This window comes from Pseudomonas lundensis (assembly GCF_001042985.1).
Classification (GTDB): domain Bacteria; phylum Pseudomonadota; class Gammaproteobacteria; order Pseudomonadales; family Pseudomonadaceae; genus Aquipseudomonas; species Aquipseudomonas lundensis.
This window is the reverse complement of record NZ_JYKY01000006.1, coordinates 184764-207344: the sequence shown is the minus strand read 5'-3', so window position 1 is coordinate 207344 and position 22581 is coordinate 184764. Positions and strand designations below refer to the sequence as shown.

The 22581-nt window shown below is 58.3% G+C and carries 25 protein-coding genes and 1 pseudogene; 15 read left to right on the top strand and 11 right to left on the bottom strand.

The features are described from left to right. Nucleotides 1-30: 30 nt before the first annotated feature. Together TU74_RS25060 and TU74_RS25055 are read left to right on the top strand one after the other, a co-directional pair. Nucleotides 31-855: pseudogene (locus TU74_RS25060) on the top strand (cache domain-containing protein); the annotation flags it as partial. Nucleotides 856-870: 15 nt separating this feature from the next. Further along, entirely contained in the window at nt 871-1713 is an 843-nt protein-coding gene (locus TU74_RS25055) for a methyl-accepting chemotaxis protein (protein ID WP_371264259.1), read from the top strand. A 58-nt stretch (nt 1714-1771) separates the two neighbouring features. Here the strand turns inward: TU74_RS25055 and TU74_RS07625 are convergent, their stop codons facing one another. Together TU74_RS07625 and TU74_RS07620 are read right to left on the bottom strand one after the other, a co-directional pair. After that, nucleotides 1772-2632, bottom strand: a complete 861-nt coding sequence (locus tag TU74_RS07625) for a pirin family protein (RefSeq protein ID WP_047294658.1) — start codon at nt 2630-2632, stop codon at nt 1772-1774. 64 nt (nt 2633-2696) lie between these two features. Next, on the bottom strand, nt 2697-3113 hold the full coding sequence (locus tag TU74_RS07620) for an OsmC family protein (protein WP_047294656.1): 417 nt from the start codon (nt 3111-3113) through the stop codon (nt 2697-2699). A gap of 140 nt (nt 3114-3253) precedes the next feature. On the opposite strand from TU74_RS07620, the gene TU74_RS07615 reads away from it, so the two are divergent. Continuing rightward, complete coding sequence (locus TU74_RS07615; protein WP_047276034.1) at nt 3254-4261, top strand: amidohydrolase family protein; 1008 nt, start codon at nt 3254-3256, stop codon at nt 4259-4261. Between the two features lie 125 nt (nt 4262-4386). Here the strand turns inward: TU74_RS07615 and TU74_RS07610 are convergent, their stop codons facing one another. The 4 genes from TU74_RS07610 to TU74_RS07595 form a co-directional block, all read right to left on the bottom strand. Beyond that, the gene (locus tag TU74_RS07610) at nt 4387-5169 is read right to left on the bottom strand and encodes a hypothetical protein (protein ID WP_048375816.1); all 783 of its coding nucleotides are present in this window, start codon (nt 5167-5169) and stop codon (nt 4387-4389) included. 317 nt (nt 5170-5486) lie between these two features. Further along, nucleotides 5487-6707 (bottom strand): beta-ketoacyl-ACP synthase I, encoded by a 1221-nt coding sequence (gene fabB / locus TU74_RS07605; protein WP_047276038.1) that lies wholly within the window; start codon nt 6705-6707, stop codon nt 5487-5489. 11 nt (nt 6708-6718) lie between these two features. Continuing rightward, on the bottom strand, nt 6719-7234 hold the full coding sequence (gene fabA, locus TU74_RS07600) for a 3-hydroxyacyl-[acyl-carrier-protein] dehydratase FabA (protein WP_048375815.1): 516 nt from the start codon (nt 7232-7234) through the stop codon (nt 6719-6721). A 249-nt stretch (nt 7235-7483) separates the two neighbouring features. Beyond that, the gene (locus tag TU74_RS07595) at nt 7484-9370 is read right to left on the bottom strand and encodes a response regulator (RefSeq protein WP_048375814.1); all 1887 of its coding nucleotides are present in this window, start codon (nt 9368-9370) and stop codon (nt 7484-7486) included. A 260-nt stretch (nt 9371-9630) separates the two neighbouring features. On the opposite strand from TU74_RS07595, the gene TU74_RS07590 reads away from it, so the two are divergent. The 8 genes from TU74_RS07590 to TU74_RS07555 all read left to right on the top strand — a co-directional run bounded on the left by TU74_RS07590 (nt 9631) and on the right by TU74_RS07555 (nt 15877). Then, nucleotides 9631-10656: an NAD(P)H-dependent glycerol-3-phosphate dehydrogenase gene (locus TU74_RS07590; RefSeq protein ID WP_047294650.1), complete on the top strand. Its 1026-nt coding sequence runs from the start codon at nt 9631-9633 to the stop codon at nt 10654-10656. 18 nt (nt 10657-10674) lie between these two features. Next, entirely contained in the window at nt 10675-11004 is a 330-nt protein-coding gene (locus tag TU74_RS07585; RefSeq protein WP_047294648.1) for a DUF4389 domain-containing protein, read from the top strand. Next, nucleotides 11001-11450, top strand: coding sequence for a phosphohistidine phosphatase SixA (gene sixA / locus TU74_RS07580; protein WP_047276048.1), 450 nt, complete (start codon nt 11001-11003; stop codon nt 11448-11450). The genes TU74_RS07585 and sixA overlap by 4 nt, the downstream gene beginning before the upstream one ends. Before the next feature lie 122 nt (nt 11451-11572). Continuing rightward, nucleotides 11573-12016 carry a hotdog fold thioesterase gene (locus TU74_RS07575; RefSeq protein ID WP_047276050.1) on the top strand — a complete coding sequence of 148 codons (444 nt, stop codon included), beginning with the start codon at nt 11573-11575 and terminating at the stop codon, nt 12014-12016. 110 nt (nt 12017-12126) lie between these two features. Further along, nucleotides 12127-12933, top strand: coding sequence for an alpha/beta fold hydrolase (locus TU74_RS07570; RefSeq protein ID WP_048375813.1), 807 nt, complete (start codon nt 12127-12129; stop codon nt 12931-12933). Between the two features lie 5 nt (nt 12934-12938). Beyond that, entirely contained in the window at nt 12939-13793 is an 855-nt protein-coding gene (locus tag TU74_RS07565; RefSeq protein ID WP_048375811.1) for an alpha/beta hydrolase, read from the top strand. A 145-nt stretch (nt 13794-13938) separates the two neighbouring features. Then, nucleotides 13939-14757: a DUF4892 domain-containing protein gene (locus tag TU74_RS07560; protein WP_047276105.1), complete on the top strand. Its 819-nt coding sequence runs from the start codon at nt 13939-13941 to the stop codon at nt 14755-14757. A gap of 70 nt (nt 14758-14827) precedes the next feature. Beyond that, nucleotides 14828-15877 carry an AI-2E family transporter gene (locus tag TU74_RS07555; protein ID WP_047276058.1) on the top strand — a complete coding sequence of 350 codons (1050 nt, stop codon included), beginning with the start codon at nt 14828-14830 and terminating at the stop codon, nt 15875-15877. A 59-nt stretch (nt 15878-15936) separates the two neighbouring features. Here TU74_RS07555 and TU74_RS07550 read toward each other — a convergent pair whose 3' ends face one another. The 4 genes from TU74_RS07550 to TU74_RS07535 form a co-directional block, all read right to left on the bottom strand. After that, nucleotides 15937-16272 carry a DUF2892 domain-containing protein gene (locus TU74_RS07550; protein ID WP_047276060.1) on the bottom strand — a complete coding sequence of 112 codons (336 nt, stop codon included), beginning with the start codon at nt 16270-16272 and terminating at the stop codon, nt 15937-15939. Nucleotides 16273-16350: 78 nt separating this feature from the next. After that, nucleotides 16351-16818, bottom strand: coding sequence for an RNA methyltransferase (locus tag TU74_RS07545; RefSeq protein ID WP_047294640.1), 468 nt, complete (start codon nt 16816-16818; stop codon nt 16351-16353). A gap of 93 nt (nt 16819-16911) precedes the next feature. Then, entirely contained in the window at nt 16912-17286 is a 375-nt protein-coding gene (locus TU74_RS07540) for a YajD family HNH nuclease (RefSeq protein WP_047276064.1), read from the bottom strand. A gap of 52 nt (nt 17287-17338) precedes the next feature. Beyond that, nucleotides 17339-18025 carry a spermidine synthase gene (locus TU74_RS07535; RefSeq protein WP_047276066.1) on the bottom strand — a complete coding sequence of 229 codons (687 nt, stop codon included), beginning with the start codon at nt 18023-18025 and terminating at the stop codon, nt 17339-17341. 82 nt (nt 18026-18107) lie between these two features. Here TU74_RS07535 and TU74_RS07530 point away from each other — a divergent pair, with 82 nt between their 5' ends. After that, the gene (locus tag TU74_RS07530) at nt 18108-18404 is read left to right on the top strand and encodes a hypothetical protein (RefSeq protein ID WP_048375810.1); all 297 of its coding nucleotides are present in this window, start codon (nt 18108-18110) and stop codon (nt 18402-18404) included. 32 nt (nt 18405-18436) lie between these two features. Here the strand turns inward: TU74_RS07530 and TU74_RS07525 are convergent, their stop codons facing one another. Next, nucleotides 18437-20482 (bottom strand): S9 family peptidase, encoded by a 2046-nt coding sequence (locus TU74_RS07525; protein ID WP_048375804.1) that lies wholly within the window; start codon nt 20480-20482, stop codon nt 18437-18439. Nucleotides 20483-20570: 88 nt separating this feature from the next. Here TU74_RS07525 and TU74_RS07520 point away from each other — a divergent pair, with 88 nt between their 5' ends. Genes TU74_RS07520 through TU74_RS07510 form a run of 3 tightly spaced genes read left to right on the top strand, consistent with a single transcriptional unit; the run spans nt 20571 to nt 22423 of the window. Further along, a complete protein-coding gene (locus TU74_RS07520; protein WP_048375837.1) occupies nt 20571-21065 on the top strand; it encodes a hypothetical protein in 495 nt (164 codons plus the stop codon). A 35-nt stretch (nt 21066-21100) separates the two neighbouring features. Further along, nucleotides 21101-21877, top strand: a complete 777-nt coding sequence (locus TU74_RS07515) for a class II glutamine amidotransferase (protein ID WP_047276072.1) — start codon at nt 21101-21103, stop codon at nt 21875-21877. A gap of 12 nt (nt 21878-21889) precedes the next feature. Further along, nucleotides 21890-22423, top strand: coding sequence for a DUF2937 family protein (locus TU74_RS07510; protein ID WP_047276074.1), 534 nt, complete (start codon nt 21890-21892; stop codon nt 22421-22423). Nucleotides 22424-22581: the final 158 nt, after the last annotated feature.

Here is a 22581-nt window from a genome sequence, read left to right as displayed (position 1 = left end):
GTAAGTCGTTTCTTAAAAAGAGTAAAAGCCATGCGCCTGAGCCTGAAGGCAAAAGTGTTGTCCCTCGCAGTGTTGCCGGTCTTGTTGTTTGCCCTGGTCATGAGTCTGACGACTGTCTGGATTTTGCAAAATCAGGCCAACCAGGAAGTGGAGGAAACTCGGCAGCGCCTGCTCAATGACGCCAAGACCACCCTGAAAAGCTACGTTGAAGTGGCGATGACCGCGATCAAGCCTCTCTACGATGCCGCGCAACCGGGGGATGAGGCTGCGCGGGCGCAGGTGATCAAGTTGCTCTCCAACATCACCTACGGCACTGACGGCTATTTTTTCGGCTATGACTCGCAAACCGTGCGCCTGTTCAAAGGCAATAGCCCGGAAGGCGTCGGCAAAAACTTTCAGGACAATCGCGATCCGAATGGCGTGTACACCAACCGCGAGCTGGTGCGCGTGGCCAAGGACGGCAGCCATTATGCTCAATACAGCTCCTCATTGCCGGGCAACGAACACGTATTAGTACCCAAATTGGGCTATACCGAGTACTTGCCCAAATGGGACATGGTGATCGGTACCGTCGTTAACCTCGATGGCATCGAAGCGCAGGTGGCGGAGGTCGAAGCCAGTGTCAAAGAGCGCATGCAAGGCATGATCCTCAGCATCGTGGCCATCACCTTTGTCGTTCTCCTGGTCATCGCAGTGATTGGCATGTTGGTAGCCAATACCATCCTGCGCCCCTTGCACCTGATGAAAGCCAACCTGGACGATATTGCCGCGGGCGAGGGTGACTTGACCCATCGTCTGGCGATCACCAGTCAGGACGAACTCGGCGACCTGGCCCGTTCGTTCAACCGCTTCGTGGATAAAATCCACGCGATGGTTCGTCAGATCACGGACATGACGTTCCAATTGACGACGCTGGTCGGGCAAGTATCTGATCAGGCTCATCGTTCTGAGCAGGCCATGGAACGTCAGCGTCACGAGACGGATCAAGTGGCCACTGCCATCAATGAAATGTCCTCGGCCGCCCAAGAGGTGGCCCGCAGTGCTCAGGGCGCTTCGGTCGCGGCGCAGAAAACCGATGAGGAAGGCCAGGTGGCCAAGCGTGTGGTCGATGGCAGCATTCAGCAGATCCATGCGTTGGTCAGCGACATCCGCAGCAGCGGGTCTTCGTTGGACAGTTTGCAGCAGGACGTGACCTCAATTGTCAGCGTACTGGGTGTGATCCGCTCCATTGCTGACCAGACCAACTTGCTGGCCTTGAACGCTGCCATTGAGGCTGCGCGAGCGGGTGAAGCGGGTCGGGGCTTTGCGGTCGTCGCCGATGAGGTGCGTGCGCTGGCCAGCCGTACCCAGCAAAGCACGCAAGAGATTCAAGGCATGATCGACCGCTTGCAACAGGGCACCGATGAGGCGGTCCAAGCCATGCGTCGTTCCAGCGAAGCGGGTGTCGGCACTTCCGAGCAAGCCAATCAGGCGGGTGAATCACTGGACGCCATGGCGCAACTGATTGGCACCATCAACTCGATGAACGCACAAATTGCCAGTGCAGCAGAAGAGCAGACGGCGGTAGCCGAAGAGATCAACCGCAGTGTTCACCAGATTGCTGTCGCCGTGGATAACGTGGCAGACGAAACCCAGCAGGGCGCGCAAACGACTCGCAGCCTGGCGCAGTTGGGGCAGCGGCTCGGAGACCTGGTCGGTCAGTTTCGTATTTGATTGGCCGATGCTGGCGAAGGTGACGAACTTTTCGTTCCCTTCGCCAGCGGTTTGAGGTTCAGGGTAATTCGATGCGGCCAGTCTCGCCCGGTACGGTGGGCCATTGCCCGGCAGTCCAGCGAGCCCTGGCCCGCTCAATCAGCGCCTGATCGCTGGCGACGAAATTCCAGTTCATTCGACGTGGCCCGTCCAGGGTTGCGCCGCCGAGAATCACAACGTGACAGGGACTGTCAGCGCAAAGCATCACATCCTCTCCTGCCGACAACACGTTGAGTGTGCGAACCTCCAGCGGCTCGCCATCGGCTTTCGCATCGCCCTCCAGCACATACACCGCACGCTCTTCATGCTCAGCCGGGATCAGCAACGTGGTCGCAGTCTGCATCTGTACGTCGGCGTAGAGCGTGGGAGAAAGCACGGGCACCGGGGAGGTCAAGCAAAACCCGGAACCTGCAATCAGGCAAATCCTGACACCCAAGGTGTCGCTGACGGGCAGGCTGTCAGCCGGGTGATAGCGATAGTGGCCAGGCCCTTGTTCATGCTCTGTGGGAGACGCAAGCCACACCTGCAGGCCATGAATATCAGAGCCGGCAGAAAGAAAGGGCTCAGGGGTTCGTTCAATGTGAGCAATGGCTGCTCCTGCCGTCATCCAGCTGACATCACCCGGTCCGACGTGTTGATCGGAGCCCAGGCTGTCCTTGTGCTGCAAATGACCTTCATACAAATAGGTAAGGGTCGACAGACCGATATGAGGATGCTGTCGGATATTCATCCCATGGCCTGGCAGATAGCGGCTCTGCAGGATGTGATCAAAAAACACAAAAGGGCCGACACTGCGGCACTTGGCAGAAGGAAGCGGACGCAGAATAGGTTGGCCTTCCACTGCTTCAGCGCGGGGGCGAATCACGATACGTGCAGACATGAGCCTGCTCCGGCAATCAAGGAGCGTTGAGCATACCCCAACGCTCCGCGTTAGCGCGCTCCGTTTACTGGCTGAAGGCGCCTTCAGACAGGTGCGTTTCGATCTCAATCTCAGCGGATGTCATGAGTTTGTGTACCGGGCATTTGTCCGCGACTTTGTGCAGATCCTGGCGCTGTGCGTCCGTCAATACGCCCTTGAGTGTCAGCTTGACGATCAGTTTGTAACGGCCTTTTTGTTCCTGCTCGGCATCGTGCTTGATCTCGACCGTGACGCCTGTCAGCGGGATGTCTTTCTTTTGCGCATACATCTTCAGTGTCAACGCTTTGCAGGCGGCCAATGACGCATCGAAGTAGTCGTGAGGTGACGGCGCACTTCCTTCGCCGCCCGCGCTTTTGGGCACGTCGGTAAACAGTTCGTAGTCGTCGATCTTGATGCTGTGACGAAAACCATCTTGCGACACAGTATTAACGGTAACAGTCATGGCAAACCTCAGCTTGGCAGTGATTAAAGGTCCTGATCTTTATAGAGCATCTGGGGGATTGTGCGTTCCATTTAAAACCATGGCATGAACCCCGGAGCCCCTGATCGGGTCTACTCGTATCACTACATGAGGATGACGCATTGAGATTCACATCTGTGTTTTTGGCTTTGGGGGTGTTGGCGGTCTGTGCCACGGTGCAGGCTCGCGAATATGCTTACAGCGACGCGCATTTGCATTACGTGGATTTTTTCCAGGAAACCGCCGGTATGCCTGAGTTGCTGCGAGCGATGGAGAAAAATCGCATTCAACACGTGATGATTTCTGGCATTCCAGTGGCCAAAAAGTGGCATGAAGACGAACCCAAGCGCCCTCGTTACTACGCGGGTGACGACGCTGACGCTTATTGGTACAGCGCAACCGATGTGTGGGTGGCGGAGGCGGTCAAGCAGCTTAGCGCTGAGCAACGTCGGCATTTTCATCCGTTTCTGTCGGGGTTTAATCCGAATGACAAGAATTCCGCCGCGCACATACAGCGCATGCTCGACCTCAATCCGGGGCTGTGGCAAGGCATTGGCGAGGTCTTCACCCGTCACGACGACCTGACGGCACTGATTTCCGGGGATACGCCACGAGCCAACAATGAGGCGATGATGCGTATTTACACCTTGGCGGCCGAGCATGACCTGCCGGTGCTGGTGCATTCGAATATCACGTCAAAGCGTGAAAAAAATCCGTTATACCTGGCAGAAATCGAAGAACCGCTGGGCCAACACCCTGATACGCGCTTTATTTGGGCGCATGCCGGTACCAGCGCCGAGATTCATCGGCATCAAACACAGATGGAGTTTTTATTGCCGACGTTGACCCGTTTGCTGGCCACTTATCCCAATCTTTATATCGACCTGTCCTGGAGCATGCTCACGCCTTATCTGCTGGATGAGCAAGGCAAGCCCCGACCTGAGTGGGTAGCGTTAGTGAAGCGTCATCCTGAGCGCTTCATGTTGGGGTCAGATGTGGTAGGGCGGTTCGACAAGTTAGGCCAGGAAATGCGCAGCTTTGATCCCTTTTTAAACGCGCTGCCAGTGGAGGTTGCTCATAAGGTTGCCAAAGATAACTTTTTAGCCATCTTGCCCAAGAATAAAAATTGATTCTCTCTCAGTGATTCCAGCAGCGCGACACTCTTTAAATAGGCGTGATAAGCACGCCTAAACATGCGCGTCAGCTCATCTACAGATGTTGGCGCGCACTTGCTGATAGGCGTAACAGTACAGTCTTAATCCTGGCAGTCGCTGGCCAATGGACTTCCTTTCATAACGTAATGACCCTCAAGGTTGGCCAGATTCTCCAGCGCGGGCTCGTAGTGTTTAGACGTGGACAGTAACTGGAAGTCGACCTGTCTATTTTCAGTGTGTGTAGCGTCTTTAGCGGGTGACCACGTGAGTTTGATGACCCCTGTATGTTCATCGTGGGTGTATGCGGTCCAGGGCTTGTTGAAAACGAGTGTTCCTTTCCCGACTTTAAAAGAAACGCTCCAGTGGCTGACATTCTTATCAGGCAAATCAAGGCTGATCCTGTGACTGTAGACGCGCTTGCCACTTAAGTTATCTTCCCAACTGGCGAGCAGTTCTTGTTTTAAGTTAATTTTGACTCTGGGGTCAAAAGGCGCTCTTACCCGCAATGGGGTCGAGACACCCCGTACGCCTTCTGGGCTGTAATACGTGAAGGTACCGACTTCGACGACACTACCGTCAGTGGGTAAGTTGCCGCACGTTACGTAGACAAAAATCTCGGATTTCCAGTGCTCTGAGTTGAAGGAAGGCGCGTAGAACCAGTGCCCGTCGCGACCATTAGGGTGCGCTTGGTAACCGTATTGAGCGTTGTACATAAAAATGCCGTTAACGTGACTGTTACTGCTAGGGGTCATGATGGCTTCAAGTTTTGCCCCATAACGCTCCTTTTCGCCTGTTGTTTCCAGGAGAACAAAAAGTTTGTTTTTTACCCCGCTCATCGCGAGAGGTAACGCCTTCTGTTTCATATTAAGCATGATTGATTTCATGGCTCTTCCTTGTGCGCGTAAGTATTAATCGTTGTGTTGGCGGTTTAAATAAACGTAGTCGACAAGGAGTGAGGTGTATTAAAGGGGTGTTTTTGAATGTTTCGATAGGCCGTGAGCGCTGTTTTAATTTCTTGTAAATGGCGCGTCATTACGGTGTTGGAGGTCGTTAATAATCAACGGGGTTTGAGGTCATTAAGCGGGAGTGAATCATTTCGATGGGGGTAATACTTGGTGGCGAAATAGCGCTTCTGAAGGTAAATGCCAGCCACAAAAAAGCCCTGACGGGTCAGGGCTTTTTTATGAGGCAAGGGGTTGGCTTATTTGCCCGCCCAACGCTTGAGAATCAGCGTGGCATTAGTGCCGCCGAAACCGAAGCTGTTGCTCATCACCGTGTCGATTTTTGCATCTTCACGGGTTTTGGTCAGGATCGGCATGTCGGCGACCGCCGGATCCAGTTCCTCAATGTTGGCCGAGCCAGCAATGAAGTTGCCTTCCATCATCAGCATGCAGTAGATCGCTTCGTGAACGCCTGCGGCGCCCAGGGAGTGACCCGACAGGCTCTTGGTGGAGCTGATGGCGGGCGCATTTTCACCGAACACTTCACGCACACCTTTCATCTCGGCAATGTCGCCGACCGGGGTCGAGGTGCCGTGGGTGTTGATGTAGTCGATTGGGGCGTCAACGGTAGACATTGCCATCTGCATGCAACGAATGGCGCCTTCACCGCTTGGGGCAACCATGTCGTAACCGTCGGATGTTGCACCGTAACCGACGATCTCGGCGTAGATTTTGGCGCCGCGGGCCAGAGCGTGCTCCAGCTCCTCAACCACAACCATGCCGCCACCACCGGCAATGACGAAACCGTCACGCTTGGCATCGTAGGCACGGGAGGCTTTTTCCGGCGTGTCGTTGTATTGGCTGGAAAGGGCGCCCATGGCGTCGAACAGGAACGATTGGCTCCAGTGTTCTTCTTCACCGCCGCCGGCGAATACGATGTCCTGCTTGCCCATCTGAATCTGTTCCATGGCAGTACCGATGCAGTGAGCACTGGTGGCGCAGGCAGAAGCAATGGAGTAGTTCAGGCCCTTGATCTTGAACGGTGTGGCCAGGCAAGCCGAAACGGTGCTGCTCATGGTCCGCGTTACACGGTATGGGCCAACACGTTTAACGCCTTTTTCGCGCAGGATGTCCAGCGCTTCCATCTGGTTCAGGGTCGACGCGCCGCCCGAACCGGCAATCAGGCCGGTACGCGGGTTGGAGACTTGCTCCTCGGTCAGGCCCGAATCAGTGATGGCGTCTTTCATGGCCAAGTAAGCGTATGCAGCTGCGTGGCCGACGAAACGATAAATCTTGCGATCGATCAGTTCTTCGAGGTTCAGGTCAATGGAGCCGGAAACCTGGCTACGCAGACCCATTTCGGCATATTCCGGGTTGAATCGGATGCCAGGGCGACTTGCACGCAGGTTAGCGGAGACGGTCTCTTTGTCATTGCCCAGGCACGAAACGATGCCCAGACCAGTGATAACGACGCGGCGCATGCGGATAACCCTTAGAAGTTGTCAGTTGAAGTGAAAACGCCGACGCGAAGGCCTTCGGCGGTGTAGATTTCGCGACCGTCAACGGCCACCGAACCATCGGCAATGGCCAGGTTCAGCTTGCCCTTGAGGACGCGCTTTATATGGATGTTGTAAGTGACTTTCTGTGCGGTCGGCAGGACCTGGCCGAAGAACTTCACTTCGCCTGAACCCAAGGCACGACCGCGGCCCGGCAGACCTTGCCAGCCGAGGTAGAAACCCACCAGTTGCCACATGGCGTCGAGGCCCAGGCAACCTGGCATCACCGGGTCACCTTCAAAGTGACAGGCGAAGAACCACAGGTCAGGGGTGATATCCAGCTCGGCGACCAATTCACCTTTGCCGTACTTGCCACCCTCTTCACTGATATGGATGATGCGATCCACCATCAGCATGTTAGGGGCGGGCAGTTGCGCGTTACCTGGGCCGAACAGTTCGCCGCGGCTACAGCGCAGCAGATCTTCCCGAGTAAAGGCGTTTTGTTTGGTCATGCGAGCTCCTCAATAATCCCATGCGGCAAGGTGGGGCAAAACTTCCCGACCAACTGAAACATACCCGTCTCAGTTCGCCAGCCTACACATAGACTATTGCGTAGTAGTGAAAGTCACAGCGCCAAGGGCACAAATGTACACTTGTTCACTGAAATTGTAATTCAGGCCGGTCAAGGGCCCCAATCGGGTGCCTAAGACTGCCGCACTTTTAGGTTTTACGCCAGTCGCAGGTAGGCTAATAGCCATAAGTTACTGGACCCAGCGCCGCAGTATTTGCTCCAGATCAGTACGTTTGAACGGCTTGGCCAGGTAATCGTTCATTCCGGCTTGCAGGCACGCCTCGCGGTCGCCCTGCAAGGCGTTGGCGGTCAGCGCAATGATGGGCACGTCCGTGCAACCCGACAATTGGCGGATCTGCCGGGTCGCCTCATAACCGTCAATGATCGGCAGCCTGCAATCCATCAGGATGGCTGTAAATGCCTCGGTGTTGGCCCGGTGGATGGCCTGTGCGCCGTCACTGACCATGCTCACTTCATACCCCAGGCTGCTGAGCATGGCGTCGATAACGGTCTGATTGACCGGGTTATCTTCCACCAGCAGAATCTTGCGTCCTTTGATGCACGCGTTGTCCGCAGCCATCGCCGGCCTTGGGTTAATGGCAATGCTCTGGTGCAGCTCAAGGGGGATTTCCAGGGTGAAGACCGAGCCTTGAGATTCTTCGCTTTGCGCAAGCAAGCGACCGCCCATGCGTTCAGCCAGGGTGCGGGCAATGGGCAAGCCAAGCCCGGTGCCGCCGTAGCGTCGAGAAATCGAACTGTCGGCTTGCTGGAAGGCCTTGAACATCGACTCCAGCTTGTCTGCGCTGATCCCGATCCCGCTGTCGCGTACCGTGCAAGTGAACCAGATCAGTTCATGGTCCAGCGGTTGCCAGGCCGGCTCGATACTGACTTGACCCTGCTCGGTGAACTTCAGTGCGTTGCCGATCAAGTTCACCAGTATCTGACGAATCCGCGTGGGGTCGCCCATGACCTGTAAATCCTGCAAGCCCTGGGCCATGCTCAAGTTCAGTTTCAGACCACGCTGTACGGCACTGTGCTGAAACGCCTGCGCGCAATTGCCCACAAGCTCGGCAAGGTTGAACGGAATCTGCTCCAGCTCCAGGGTGGAACGCTCGATTCTGGAGAAATCGAGGATGTCGTTGATGACCTTGAGCAAGTGTTCCGTGGACTCCGAGGCCAGTGCGGCGTACTCAGCTTGTTCGTCCGTCATGTGGGTGGTTTCAAGCAATTGCAGCATCCCCAGAACACCGTTCATCGGCGTGCGCAACTCATGACTCATCATGGCCAGAAAGTCGGTTTTTGCGCTGTTGGCACGCTCTGCTTCCTCGCGGGTCTGGATCAACTGAGCGATCGCGGTCTGTTGTTCGCGGCTGGCTTGGGCCAGGCCGTGCGCCAGGTTGTTAATGTGGCGGGCCAGGCTGCCGAGTTCACCATCGTCAACCACCGGTAAAGGCGTGTTGAAGTGCCCCTCTTGAATTGCCTTTACCGCATCGCTCATGTCGCTGATCGGCTGGGACAGGTTGGACGCCAGGCGCCGCGCCAGCAAGTAGGTAAAGCCCAATGCAAACAGCGCAAGGATCATGGCTTTCAACAGGATGTCCTGCTGGCGCTCATTGAAGGCATCACTGGACATGCCCACCAGCACCCGCCCCAGGTAATCCTCGGTGGCAGGCGTCATGGGATCGTTGTCGGGTCTTCCTGAAATGCTTTGAACCCGCACGGGCGCCTCAAACACTTCTACATCCCGGGTGCGACCCTTATCGGCCAAAGGTTGCTGCGCATGCACCAGCACCTGGTTGGCGCGGTCCTGAACCTGCACGAATTGCACGTGAGGGGTGTTCAACGAGGCTTGCATCAGGGTTTCCAGCACGTGCGTGTTGCCGGAAATCACCCCGAATTCCGTGGCTGGGGCCAGTTGGTTAGCAATCAACTGGCCTGTGTGGTTGAGCTCTTGACGCAAATCCTGCAGGCGCACGAAGGTAAAAAAGCTGATGAGCATCAGGGTCAACAGCAAAGCAGGGCCCAGGCTCATCATTTGGGTACGGGCGTGAATATCCCAGCGGCGTCGGTCAGCCATGAGTGAGAGGTTCCGTGAGCCAGCGCCAGGGTGCCGAGATCAGCCGTGACGTGCAGTCAGTCATGCAGGTGCGCAGCCAGGCTGCCTCGAGTGTGGATGATGGGCGGCATGTTAACCGAGCTGAATCAGTTTTCCAGTCAAAACCATGCATTTTCTGAGGGAACAGCCGCTCAAGGGCGCTGCGTGAGGGGGGCTGGCCCCAGCGGATGTGCTCCGTATAATGCCGCCATTGCCACGGCTAGATGGATGACAGGATTGCTATGACTGAACAGCGCGCGATTGCGGTCTTGGGAGGCGGGAGCTTTGGCACCGCGGTGGCCAACCTGCTGGCAGAAAACGGTCACCCGGTGCGTCAATGGATGCGCGACCCGGTGCAAGCCGAGGCGATTCGACTTAACCGTGAAAACCCTCGTTACCTTAAAGGCATCAAGATTCATCCAGGCGTTGATCCGGTCACGGACTTGCACGCCACCCTTGAGGCGTGTGATTTATGTTTCGTCGCTTTGCCTTCCAGCGCATTGCGGACGGTGCTGTCAGCGCATGCCGAGCGCTTGAGCGGCAAAATGCTCGTCAGCCTGACCAAAGGCATTGAAGCCCACAGCTTCAAACTGATGAGCGAAATTCTTGAAGAGATCGCCCCGCAAGCGCGGATTGGCGTGTTGTCGGGGCCTAACCTGGCGCGTGAAGTCGCAGAACATGCGCTCACGGCCACGGTCGTTGCCAGTGCTGATGAAGCCCTGTGTACGCAGGTTCAAGCGGTTTTGCATGGCCGCACATTTCGTGTGTATGCCAGTGCCGACCGCTTCGGCGTCGAGCTGGGCGGGGCGCTTAAAAACGTCTATGCAATCATTGCTGGTATGGCGGTTGCGCTGGGCATGGGCGAAAACACCAAAAGTATGTTGATTACCCGTGCCTTGGCTGAAATGACACGATTTGCTGTCAGTCAAGGTGCCAACCCGATGACCTTTCTTGGGCTGGCCGGGGTAGGCGATTTGATCGTGACCTGCTCTTCCCCCAAGAGCCGTAACTACCAGGTGGGGTTTGCCCTGGGTGAAGGCTTGAGCCTGGAAGAGGCCGTCTCGCGTCTTGGCGAAGTGGCTGAAGGCGTTAATACTCTCAAGGTGCTCAAGGCCAAGGCGCAGGAGCTGAATGTTTACATGCCGCTGGTGGCAGGCTTGCACGCGATCCTCTTTGAAGGGCGCACGCTCAATCAGGTGATTGAAGTGCTGATGCGGGCCGAGCCCAAGACTGACGTCGATTTTATTTCCACCAGTGGTTTCAACTGAGCCCGACAGGAGCAACCCATGAATGACAACCCGAATGCCCCCCAGTACGAATCCCTAGTGTTGCGCGTGCTGTGGATGCTGGTTTTTCTGCTGGTCTGGCAAATCGCCCAGTTGCTGCTCGGCGGCCTGGTGCTGGTGCAGCTGATTTACCGGCTGGTGTACGGCGCGCCGAACGGCGGCCTGATGAATGTCGGCGACAGTTTGAGCCTGTACCTGGCGCAAATCGGTCGCTTTGGTAGTTTTCACACCGAGCAAAAACCCTGGCCTTTTGCTGACTGGCCCGCTCCCCGTGCGCCAGAAGGCGAGGCCCCCTATGTCGAGCCTGCGACGCAGACCAAACAGCCATGAAGTTATGGATATTGCGTCATGGAGAAGCCGAGCCGCATGCCCTTCGCGATGCCGATCGTAATCTCACTGAGCATGGGCGTCAGCAGGTCGTGCGCAGCGCCGCGCACTTGATAGGGCAACCGCTTGATTGCATCTTAGTGAGCCCGTATGTCCGGGCTCAGCAGACGGCCGATCTTGTACGCGACGCGCTGGGATTCAGCTCAGCCTTGAAAACCGTACCGTGGCTGACCCCGGAGAGTGATCCCCGGTTTGCCGTCAACCAACTTCCGGACAGCGGCAATGTGTTGTTGGTCAGCCATCAACCGTTCGTGGGTGAGCTGATCAGTCTGTTGCAGCATGGTCATTGCCGGCAGCCTCAACCCATGCAAACCGCCAGCCTGGCAGAACTCGAAGGTGAGTGGCCGCTGGCCGGCAGCCTGCGCTTGCTGCGGGTGTGGCACCCGTAAGCGCAAGACTGTTTGGGTGCTCCTTGCTCCTTGCCTGGCGCTGTCTGCGGGGCATTCCCGGTTGCACCGTCGCCGTGTCTTATGGCAAGACGATAGCCGACTCACCCACCAAGGACTGAACAATGAGCATGTGGACAACCCTGCCAGATCTGGCGTACCTCAATGCAATGCGCAAAAACTCCATTTGTGAGGTGCTGGACATCACCTTTGATGCGTTCGATGACAATTCCATCACCGCGAGCATGGTGGTCGACCACCGCACCCATCAGCCATTCGGGCTGTTACACGGCGGTGCATCGGTGGTGCTGGCAGAAACCCTCGGGTCGATGGCCAGCTATATGTGCATCGATCAAAAGCAGTTTTATTGCGTAGGTCTTGAGGTCAATGCCAACCACCTGCGCGGGGTACGCAGCGGGCGCGTGAGCGCCGTTGCACGGCCTGTGCACAGGGGCCGTACCACCCATGTCTGGGACATCCGCTTGACCGATGACTCGGGCAAGCTCACCTGCATTTCTCGTCTGACCATCGCCGTTGTGCCGCTAGGCGAAACACCGCCCGCGCGTTGAGCATTTAAAGGGCAATGGCCGTAGTGGCGTCCCTCCTGGCGTATACGGTCATTGCGACATCGAAAGTTCCTGCAGACAATAAGTCCAATTACTTCGTGTGGATGCCTTAAATGTCCCGGCAGATTTTTTTCGCCCATGCCAACGGCTTCCCTTCAGGCACCTATGGGAAGCTGTTTGCCGCACTTGCGCCCGATTACCACGTGGCGCATTTGCCTCAGCACGGGCATGACCCTCGCTTCCCGGTCGACAACAACTGGCGCAACCTGGTCGACGAACTCATTTACCACCTGCAACAGCAGGACGGCCCGGTGCTGGGCGTTGGCCACTCACTGGGCGGCATGTTGCACTTGCATGCGGCCATCCGGTGTCCCCAGCTCTACAAAGGCGTGGTCATGCTCGATTCTCCCGTCCTGACCCGCACCGACCAGTGGGTGATCCGTGCGGCTAAGCGCTTTGGCTTGATTGATCGACTGACCCCTGCCGGGCGCACGTTGGGCCGCCGTGAAGAGTTTGCCGATCGCGAAGCGGCGCGCGAGTACTTCGCCGGAAAATCACTGTTTCGCAGTTTCGACCCCGATTGTTTCGATGCCTATCTGGAGCATGGATTGCGTGTGATGGATGACCGTCTGCGCCTGAGTTTCGATCCTGAGACGGAAATCAATATCTACCGCAGCGTGCCCCACACCAGCCCCGGTCTGGTCAAGCAATTGCGGGTGCCATTGACCGTGGTGCGCGGGCGCGACAGCCGCGTCGTGATGCGCCACCATGCCAATGCCGTGGCCCGCTTGCCGTTCGGTGAAGCGTTGAGCGTGCCGGGTGGGCACATGTTTCCACTGGAACAGCCGGACGATACCGCCTGCCTGCTCAAGTCGATTTTTACCCGTTGGGAATCGCGTGATTCCGGCGTTGAAGAGTGAACCGCATGCCGCCCGTGGTGGAAGAAATTCGTCTGAGCCTGCCCCATATCGAACTGGCAGCCCATGTGTTTGGGCCTGAAGACGGTATTCCCGTGATCGCACTGCACGGCTGGCTGGATAACGCCAACAGTTTTGCGCGGCTGGCGCCCAAGCTGCACGGATTACGCATTGTGGCGCTGGATCTGGCAGGTCACGGCCACTCTGCCCACAGGCCGCCGGGCGCCAGTTACTCCTTGTGGGAGTATGCGTTTGATGTATTGAGCGTGGCCGAACAACTGGGCTGGGAGCATTTTGCGCTGCTGGGCCACTCCTTGGGGGCGATCATTTCGGTGGTGGTGGCCGGTTCGTGCCCGGAGCGTGTCACGCATCTGGCGCTCATTGATGGCGTGATGCCGCACACCGGCACTCAGCACGACACGGCTGAGCGCATGGGGCAGGCGCTGCACGCCCAGCTGCAGTTGAACCACAAACGCAAGTCCGTGCACACAACCCTCGAGCGTGGCGTCGAAGCGCGCATGAAGGGCATGGTCGCGGTCAGCCGCGAAGCTGCCGAGTTATTGGCCCAGCGCGGGCTGATGCCGGTGCCGGGCGGATACAGCTGGCGCAGCGACAGCCGCCTGACACTCCCTTCACCCCTGCGCCTGACGGACGAGCAAGCCATGTCCTTCGTCCGGCGCGTCAGTTGTCCGGCCACCTTGATCGTGGCCGAAGCCGGCATGCTTGCTACCCATCCCGAGCGGCTGGATGGACTACCCTTCAGCCTGGAACGGTTACCCGGTGGCCATCATTTACATGTCAATGACGAAGCCGGGGCAATCCTTGTTGCAGACTGTTTCAATAGGTTCTTCGCTGCTCCTTGACTTGCGGCGGCCAACTGCCGAGGCTTGGCGGGTTGAAATGGGAGACAACCATGATAGATCTCTACACCGCTGCGACCCTGAAAGGCCATCCGGTCTCTATCGTGAGCAGGCTGAGTCACCCGTCACCTGCGGGTGACCCGTGCCGATGAAATTGACCAACCGTTTGATCGGCGTACTGGGTTTGAGTTGCCTGAGCCCTTTGTTGTGGGCGGCCGATGTGCCCGGCAGCCAGGACTTGCAGGACGTGCCCCGGCTGGCTGACGCGCACATTGTCGATTACACCGTTAAGCCGGATGCCGAGCGCATCTACCCGATGGGGCCGATTCGTAAAATAAGCGGGCGCCTGCGCTTCGACGGGCAAGTGGATGCACGGGGCGAGACCACCGCAATAACCTATGAACTGCCGGCCGGCCATTCGGCCACCGAAGCCTTCACGGCGGCGCGCGAGGCGCTGCAAGCCAAGGATGCCGAATTATTGTTCTGGTGCCAGGCGCGTGACTGCGGCGAAAGCAGCCTCTGGGCCAATGAGGTGTTAGGCAACGCCAAGCTGGTGGGCTCCGATGAGCAACAATCCTACCTGTTGCTCCGAATGGCGGCCCCTGAACGCAATCGATTGGTGGCGCTGTATGCCATCAACCGCGGCAGTCGCAAAGGGTATCTGCATGTGGAACAACTGGTGGCCACGACCGATCTCGGGACCTTATTGCCCACGCCTGCTACGTTGCAGCGTCAACTGAAAACCACCTATGCGCTGGATTTCCCGACCCTGACGCAAGCGCCCGACGCGCCCTGGCTTGAGCTCATTAGCCGTGCTTTAAAACTTGATACCACCGCACGCCTCAGCTTGAGCGGCGTCAATGCAGCTGCCTGGCGAGAGGCCCTGATCAAGAGTGGCGTGCGCGCCTCGCGTCTTGAACTGAGCGACACCCCGGCGCCGGGGCTGCATATCGAGCTGCTGCGCTAAGCGCTACCCACGACGGCTACACTTGGCGTAGCCGTCGTCTTTTTTGTTTTCGAATTTCTGTGGAATACACATGCTCAATAACGATCGCCTGCTGGTGCAAATTCTGCTGCTGGTGTTGTTCGGTGCCAGTTTGTGGGTCATGGCACCTTTCTGGTCGGCTCTGTTCTGGGGCGCCGTACTGGCTTTTGCCAGTTGGCCGCTGATGCGCTTACTGACCCGCTGGCTCAATGGGCGCGAATCGCTGGCGGCTGGCATTTTGACCTTGGGGTGGATGTTGTTGGTGGCCGGGCCGCTGGTGTGGTTGGGCTTTAATCTGGCCGATCACGTGCGCGACGCCACCACCTTCGTGAAGGATGTGCAATTAGAAGGGTTGCCCGAGGCCCCGACCTGGCTGGCTGGTATTCCGCTGGTCGGAGAGCGGCTGGTGGGCATCTGGGACACCATCGACGAGCAGGGCGCGGCGATGATCATCGCGGTGAAGCCGTATTTGGGGCAGGTGGGTAACTGGTTGCTGGCCCGCAGTGCGCAGATCGGCGGCGGGATTCTGGAGCTGACCCTGAGTATTGTCTTTGTGTTCTTTTTCTATCGGGACGGCCCGCGGCTGGCGACCTTTGTGCACCGTTTGCTTGAACGCCTGATCGGTGAGCGCGCGTCTTACTACCAAGAGTTGGTGGCGGGCACCATTCAGCGAGTGGTCAACGGGGTGATCGGCACGGCGGCCGCTCAAGCGTTATTGGCACTCATCGGTTTTCTGATTGCGGGCGTGCCGGGTGCGCTGGTGCTGTGCCTTGCAACGTTCCTGCTCAGCCTGATCCCGATGGGGCCGCCGCTGATCTGGATTCCGGCCACGGCGTGGCTGGCCTGGAAAGGCGATTACGGGATGGCGATTTTCCTGGGCATCTGGGGCACGCTGATCATCAGCGGTGTGGACAACGTGCTCAAGCCCTATCTCATCAGCAGGGGCGGCAACTTGCCCTTGGTGATCGTGCTGCTTGGCGTGTTCGGCGGCTTGATGGCGTTCGGGTTTATCGGTTTGTTCATCGGCCCGACCTTGCTGGCGCTGGCCTATAGCCTGCTGGTGGACTGGAGCGCCAGCCAGCAAAACAAAACCCAGGGCTAACCCGCGCACGCAAGAACCAGCGGCGTGAGGCTGCGTAGCATCGCAGCCTCACGCGTCGGTCAGACGCTCTTGACGATCTTTCCTTCCACTTCGTCCTTCATGCGCAGCAACTCATCGCCAGCGCGCTCGATGTCTGAGCGCACGCTGTGCAGTTGCTGGCGACTCTTCTCAAGCAGGCGCTTGGTTGAGCTGTGGCCGGTAATACCGCGTTTTAGCGCCATGGCACCGATGCCCACCTGGATCAGGCCGATAAACCCGCCCCGACGAATGCCCTTGCCGAGCATCACCACGCCGCCCGCCAAAGAGCCCACACGCTCCCAGCCTTCAACGTTTTGGTAAGGCACGTCCGGGTATGCGGGGGATTCAATGCGCTCTACAGGATTTCTGTTGCTCATGCTCTGTCTCCAAGGGTTGGTGGATACAGAGCTGACTGTCTGCGCAGGCGGGTTGTTCCCCTGGCAGGCATCCTAGGGTCAGAATTTAGGTCCGGATCGGGTGTTGTTACCCTTGGCCAAACGGTCGTAAAGCACCACGTTGACGGTGGCGGCGAGGTTCATGCAGCCGTTGGTCGGGATGTAAATCACATCCTCGCACCAGTCCAGAATCTCTTTGTCCAGCGAGCCGTCTTCAGGCCCGAAAACATACAGAGCGCGATCCGGATGGGTGTACTCGGGCAAGGCGCGAGCGCCCTCTACCAATTCCACTGCCACGGGAATGCAGCCCAACGGCAGGATCTTTTTCAGGTCATCAATGCCAATCAGCGGAATGTCCTGATGCACCTTTTTGGTGTCGGTCACGAAGTCCCGGGCGCGCTCATAGCGTTTGCCGGTGTAGAACACGGACGCCACGTTATAGCAACCAGCCGCACGCATCACCGAGCCGACGTTTTCCGGTGATTTGGGGTTATACAAACCAATGCAGCTGTACCGTTTGTTCGCCACGTGCCCGAGCCCTTCAGAAAAAAGACGCGAGTATACGCCTGTTCACGCTGATCCGGCGCCGCAGTCCAGGCCGCAGCGTCGGCAAGCGCGCGACTAGTCGTCTTTTTTCATTAACCCGGCCAGAGCGGCGAACGGGTTGTGGGTGGCTTTGGCCACTTTCGGGCTGCTGGTCGAGCTGTCCGAAAAGTATTGCTGGTCGGTGTAACGCGAGTGTTCGTTGTCATGGCAATACAGGCACAACAGCTCCCAGTTGGAACCGTCTTGCGGGTTGTTGTCGTGGTTATGATCGCGGTGATGGACCGTCAGCTCGCTCAGGCGTTTACCCGAGAACTCACGGGCGCAGCGGCCGCAGACATGCGGGTACATTTTCAGGGCTTTGTCGCGGTAGCCCATTTCACGGTCACGCTGGGCATCGGCCAGGATGCGATCCAGCTTTGCTGTATGGGAGGGAGGGTTGGCCGAGCTCATGGGTTCACCTTTGAAGACGAATGACGGTCAGGTCGTTAAGTTTAGCTGTTGATCAGCCTTTGATTTTTTCAGCAATCCAGATGGTATGCCGCGTGCCTTTGTTGCCGTGGGCGAAGACTTGCACTTCCTCGGCCTTGAAACCGGCCTTGCGCAGTTTGTCGGAAAACTGTTTGTCAGCGCTGGCAGACCAGACGGCCAGCACGCCTTTGGGCCGCAAGGCGTTGGCACAGGCACTCAAGCCTCCGGCCGAATACAACCAGCTGTTGGCTTTTTGAGTCAGGCCTTCGGGGCCGTTGTCGACATCCAGCATGATGGCGTCAAACCCTTTGGGTTCGGCTTGCAGCACCTTGGCCACGTCTTCCAGGCGGATCACCGTGCGCGGATCTTGCAACGGGTTGCCGGCCTTTTCGCCTAGCGGGCCGCGATTCCATTCAACAACCCCCGGCACCAGTTCGGCCACGACCACTTCGGCGGTTTTGCCCAAATGCTTGAGGGCCGACGCCAGGGTGAACCCCATGCCCAAACCACCGATCAGCACGCGCGACTGGGCACGTCCGGCGACCTTGCGGCAGGGGATTTCGGCCAGTGCGTCTTCCGAGCCGTGCATGCGGGTGTTCATTAATTGGCCGCCGTCGCCACCCTGGATCTTGATCACGAAGTCCTCGCCATACTCAAACAGGCACAGGGCGCCGCCGTTATCGGGGATCGGAGTGGTGTCGAGCAGAACAAAACGTTTCATGGGTATCTCATAGAAGAGGACAAAAACCGCAGGTTACGAGTAGCCTGAGGGCAGACAAGCCGGTCTGGCAACGGAGTGACTGATGAAACGCACTATTCTAACGGCCATTGTAGGGGCGGTGCTCTCGATAAGTGCAGCGCAAGCGGGGGCATTGAGCCCTGTGCCTGTGATGCCTGCAACCCCCGAACCCGGTTCGCCCGGTACAGCAACGCCCACGCCTTATCCGCAGATGACGCCGCGGCCGGTGCCCAAGCCCGTGGCAGGCAGCGGCAGCCTGCTCCCGCTGCCCCCCATCGACTTGCCCCAGCCGCCGCCCAAAGACCAACCCTTGCAGGGGCTCGACCGCAAAGACCTGAAGATCAAGCCTGCTGCTGATTGAGCCGGGCAGCGGCACCGGGTGCATGCCCTCGGTTAAAGGCCCAGTACTTTGAACACAAACGCGTATTCCAGCGCCACATCGCGCAACGCTTGATAGCGTCCGCTCATCCCGCCGTGGCCAGCGTCCAGCTCTGTCTTGAGCAGCAACAGATTGTCGTCGGTTTTGCTGGCGCGCAATTTAGCGACCCATTTGGCGGCCTCCCAGTACTGCACGCGGCTGTCGTTGTACCCGGCAATGACCAGCATCGCCGGGTAAGACTGTGCGCGCACGTTTTCATAGGGCGCGTAGGCCTTGATCCGCTCATAGACGTCGGGTTCCTGCGGGTTGCCCCATTCGTCATATTCGGTGACGGTCAGGGGCAGGTCCGGGTCGAGCATGGTGTTGAGCACGTCCACAAAAGGCACTTCGGCGATGGCCGCCTTGAACAGCTCAGGCCGCTGATTGAGCACCGCGCCGATCAACAGGCCGCCCGCGCTGCCGCCACTGATGACCAGTTGCCCGGCCGTTGTCAGCCCTTGAGCGATCACATGTTCTGCGCAGGCGATGAAGTCGCTGAACGTGTTGTGCTTGTGTTCCTGTTTGCCCGCCCGGTACCAGGCTTCGCCCAACTCACCGCCGCCGCGCACGTGAGCGATGGCAAACGCCACGCCCCGATCGAGCAGGCTCAGGCGCGCATGGGAGAACCACGGGTCAAGGCTTTCACCATAGGCGCCGTAACCATACATATACAGCGGCGTCGGCTGGCCCAGGGCGCTGCGCTTGACCACCAGGCTGATCGGCACCCGGGTGCCATCAGGGGCCGTGGCCCACAGGCGCTGACTGACGTAATCGTCGGCATTGAACGGCCCCAGGACCGGGGTTTCCTTGAGCACGCTTTGCTTGCCGGTGCTCAGTGTCAGTTGACGTACTTGTGCCGGACGATTCAACGCCTCATAGCGCAAACGGATATAGGGACTTTCGAACTCAAGGCTGTCCTGCACATAAAGGCTGTAGGCGGCGTCTGGTAATTGCACCCGATAAGGCGTTAAACCGCTCGGACGGATCTCAATGATCGGCAGTCCACCTTCGCGAAGGCTTAAACACAGTGCATGGGCATTGAGGGTCAGGCCTTCGAGCATGACCGCGTCGTCGTGGGCAATCAGCAGCGTCCAGTCATCGCGGGTCGGTGTTTCGCCCTTGGCGTGGTACAGCGCAAAGTTGATCCCGTCCTGATTGGTGCGGATAAACCAGCTCCACTCACCCTGATACAGTCCGTGATCGACACTGTAATCGTGGCCTTCAACCCGGGGCGCAAGGCAGTGGAAGGAGCTGGCCGGTTGATCGGCCTCCAGCACCCAACTTTCACTGGTGGTTTTGCTGTTGAGCAACAGGATGAGCTGGCGCTCGGAACTGGAGCGGTAGCAATGCAGGAAAAAACGCCCGTCCGGCTCATGGAACACCTCGTGCGCGGCGGTTTCTCCGAGCGTGTGGCGCAGCAGTTTGTGGGGACGGTGAGTGTCGTCCAGCGTTGCGAAAAACAGCGTCTGGCTGTCATTGGCCCACGTCATGCTGCCATCGCACGCCTCGAACGGCAGCTCGGTCACGGCCCCGCTGGTCAGCTCTTTGACGAACAGGCGGTAGGTTTCTTCGCCACTGGTGTCGAGGCTGTAAGCCAGCCGTTGATGATCCGGGCTGATACTGAACGCACCCAGGGAGATAAACCCGCCGTCAGCCAGCGCGTTCGGGTCCAGCAACACATGTTCGGCCTCTTCGTCTACCTGCAGGCTATTGTCAGCCGGGCGCGGGCAGCGGAAATGGCGGGCGTATTCTTCCCCCGCCTGGGTACGGGTGTAGTACAGATAAGGGCCCCAGGGCGACGGCAAGGACAGATCAGTCTCGCGGATGCGGCCCTTGATCTCTTCAAACAACGCTTCACGTCGCTCCGCCTCGTCGGCCAACTGGGCTTCCTGGTACTGGTTTTCCGCTTTCAGGTAGTCCAAAACCTCTTTGCTGTCGCGATTTTGTAACCACGCATAGGGGTCTGAACCCTCTATGGTGTGTGCGACTGGAGCGCTATTTGCGTAGGTAGATTCGGTCATTAACTGCTCTCGGAAACCTGAATGAAAAGAAGCCGTGCAGCCGCACTGGCTAAAAGCCGTTATCATAGCGCCTCATTGCCTGCCGACCATGGATACCATGACCGAGAACGACTATCTGATCGCTTGGGGCCTTTACGCCTTTGCCGCTTTGGGCTGCCTGCTCGTGTGGTGCCGCCTGACCCGCTTCATGTGGCGCTGGCTGCGTGAACCGTTGCGGGTACTGATGGCCGTGCTGTTGTTCAGCCCGACCATCATTGACCCGGTCAAGGAAAAGTTCGCCCCTGCGATTGCCATCACCGCCCTTGATCTGGCGTTCAAAGTGGGCAACAACGCCTGGCGGGCCGTGTCCGACCTGTTGATGTACGCCATCATTGCGTTTTGCCTGTATGGGCTGTTTGTGCTGATCCGCTGGCCCATTGAGCGCGCGAGCAAGGCCCGGCGTGCGCAAGCGGCGGCGGCCGAGCAGGCCCGCCAGAGCGATCCTGAAGACGATCAACCCTTCGGCAATGCCGGTGACGACCGTTACGGCCGTCCGGTAGCACCGCGGGTCAGCGGTTTTACCCGGGTTGAACCCAGGTTGTAACTTTTTCCGTCGAGCCTGAATGCGAGAGTGCGAGCGTGTGTGAATTACTGGGCATGAGCGCCAACGTGCCGACCGATATTGTGTTCAGCTTCACCGGCCTGATGCAGCGTGGCGGGCGCACCGGCCCGCACCGTGATGGCTGGGGGATTGCGTTCTACGAAGGGCGTGGCCTGCGCCTGTTTCAGGACCCGGCCGCCAGTTGCGACTCTGAAGTCGCATTGCTGGTGCAGCGATACCCGATCAAAAGCGAAGTGGTGATTGGTCATATCCGCCAGGCCAATGTCGGCAAAGTGTGCCTGTCCAATACCCACCCGTTTGTGCGCGAATTGTGGGGCCGTAATTGGTGTTTCGCCCATAACGGCCAACTGGCCGATTTCAACCCGCGCACCAGCTTCTACCGGCCGATCGGTGACACCGATAGCGAAGCAGCGTTTTGCGACGTGCTCAACCGGGTGCGCGAAGCCTTCCCCGAACCGGTGGACGTCCAAACCCTCATTCCGGTGCTGGTGGCCGCCTGTGCCGAATATCGCGGCAAAGGCGTCTTCAACTGCCTGCTCAGTGATGGTGACTGGTTGTTTTGCTACTGCTCGACCAAACTGGTGCATATCACCCGTCGAGCGCCCTTTGGCCCGGCGCGGCTCAAAGATGTCGACGTGATCGTGGATTTTCAGGCAGAAACCACCCCCAATGACGTGGTCACTGTGATTGCCACCGAGCCGTTGACTGAAAACGAAACCTGGACGCGCTATGCGCCTGGCCAGTGGGGCTTGTGGCGACGCGGCGAATGCGTCAGCCAGGGCACAACCGAATAAGGATGGGCGAGCATGTTCCTGAGTTACCTGCGGTTGGTGTTGTTCACCCTGGGCCTGTTGGTCGGCGTGCAAGTGCCGGGTTTTATCAATGACTACGCCAAGCGCGTGGAAGCTCACCTGATCGAAGCGCAAACCGGTTTGGCCGGGTTTCAAAACACCGCCAACCAGTTTTTCAACGGCGACCTGCACGCACTGGTGGCGCACTACCAGGCCAGTGACGACCCGGTATTTCGCAGCGATGCCTCAAGCCTGGGCACCTTGTTGACCCGTCAGCGCCTGCTGGACAACCAGTTCCAGGCCATGCAAGGGCCGTGGTACCTGCGCGCCCTGCACGTGGCGTACGCGGCAGACCCGGCCATCCGTCAGGAAACCTACGACGCCTACACTTATCAAGTGTTGCTGTCGCCCAGCGCCATTGGCTGGGCCATGGCCGGCGCGTTGCTGTTTTCCTTCGTGATCGAGGGCTTTTTGCGGCTCATCGACTGGGTCGTCCTGGGCGGCAAGCGTCAACGCGAACGCATTGCACGCCGTGAGCGCAGCTACTGACCTGTAGTCGCTGCGCAAGCCGTTCTGCGCCCTGCGCGCCGATCGGCAACGGTTTAAACGTGGCAACTTCACCGCAATCAACTTTTCTTATCCCTGTGCCCGGCTTTTATTAGTTGGACGAACGACGTACGGCTGTCGAAAAATGTCCTACTTCTAAC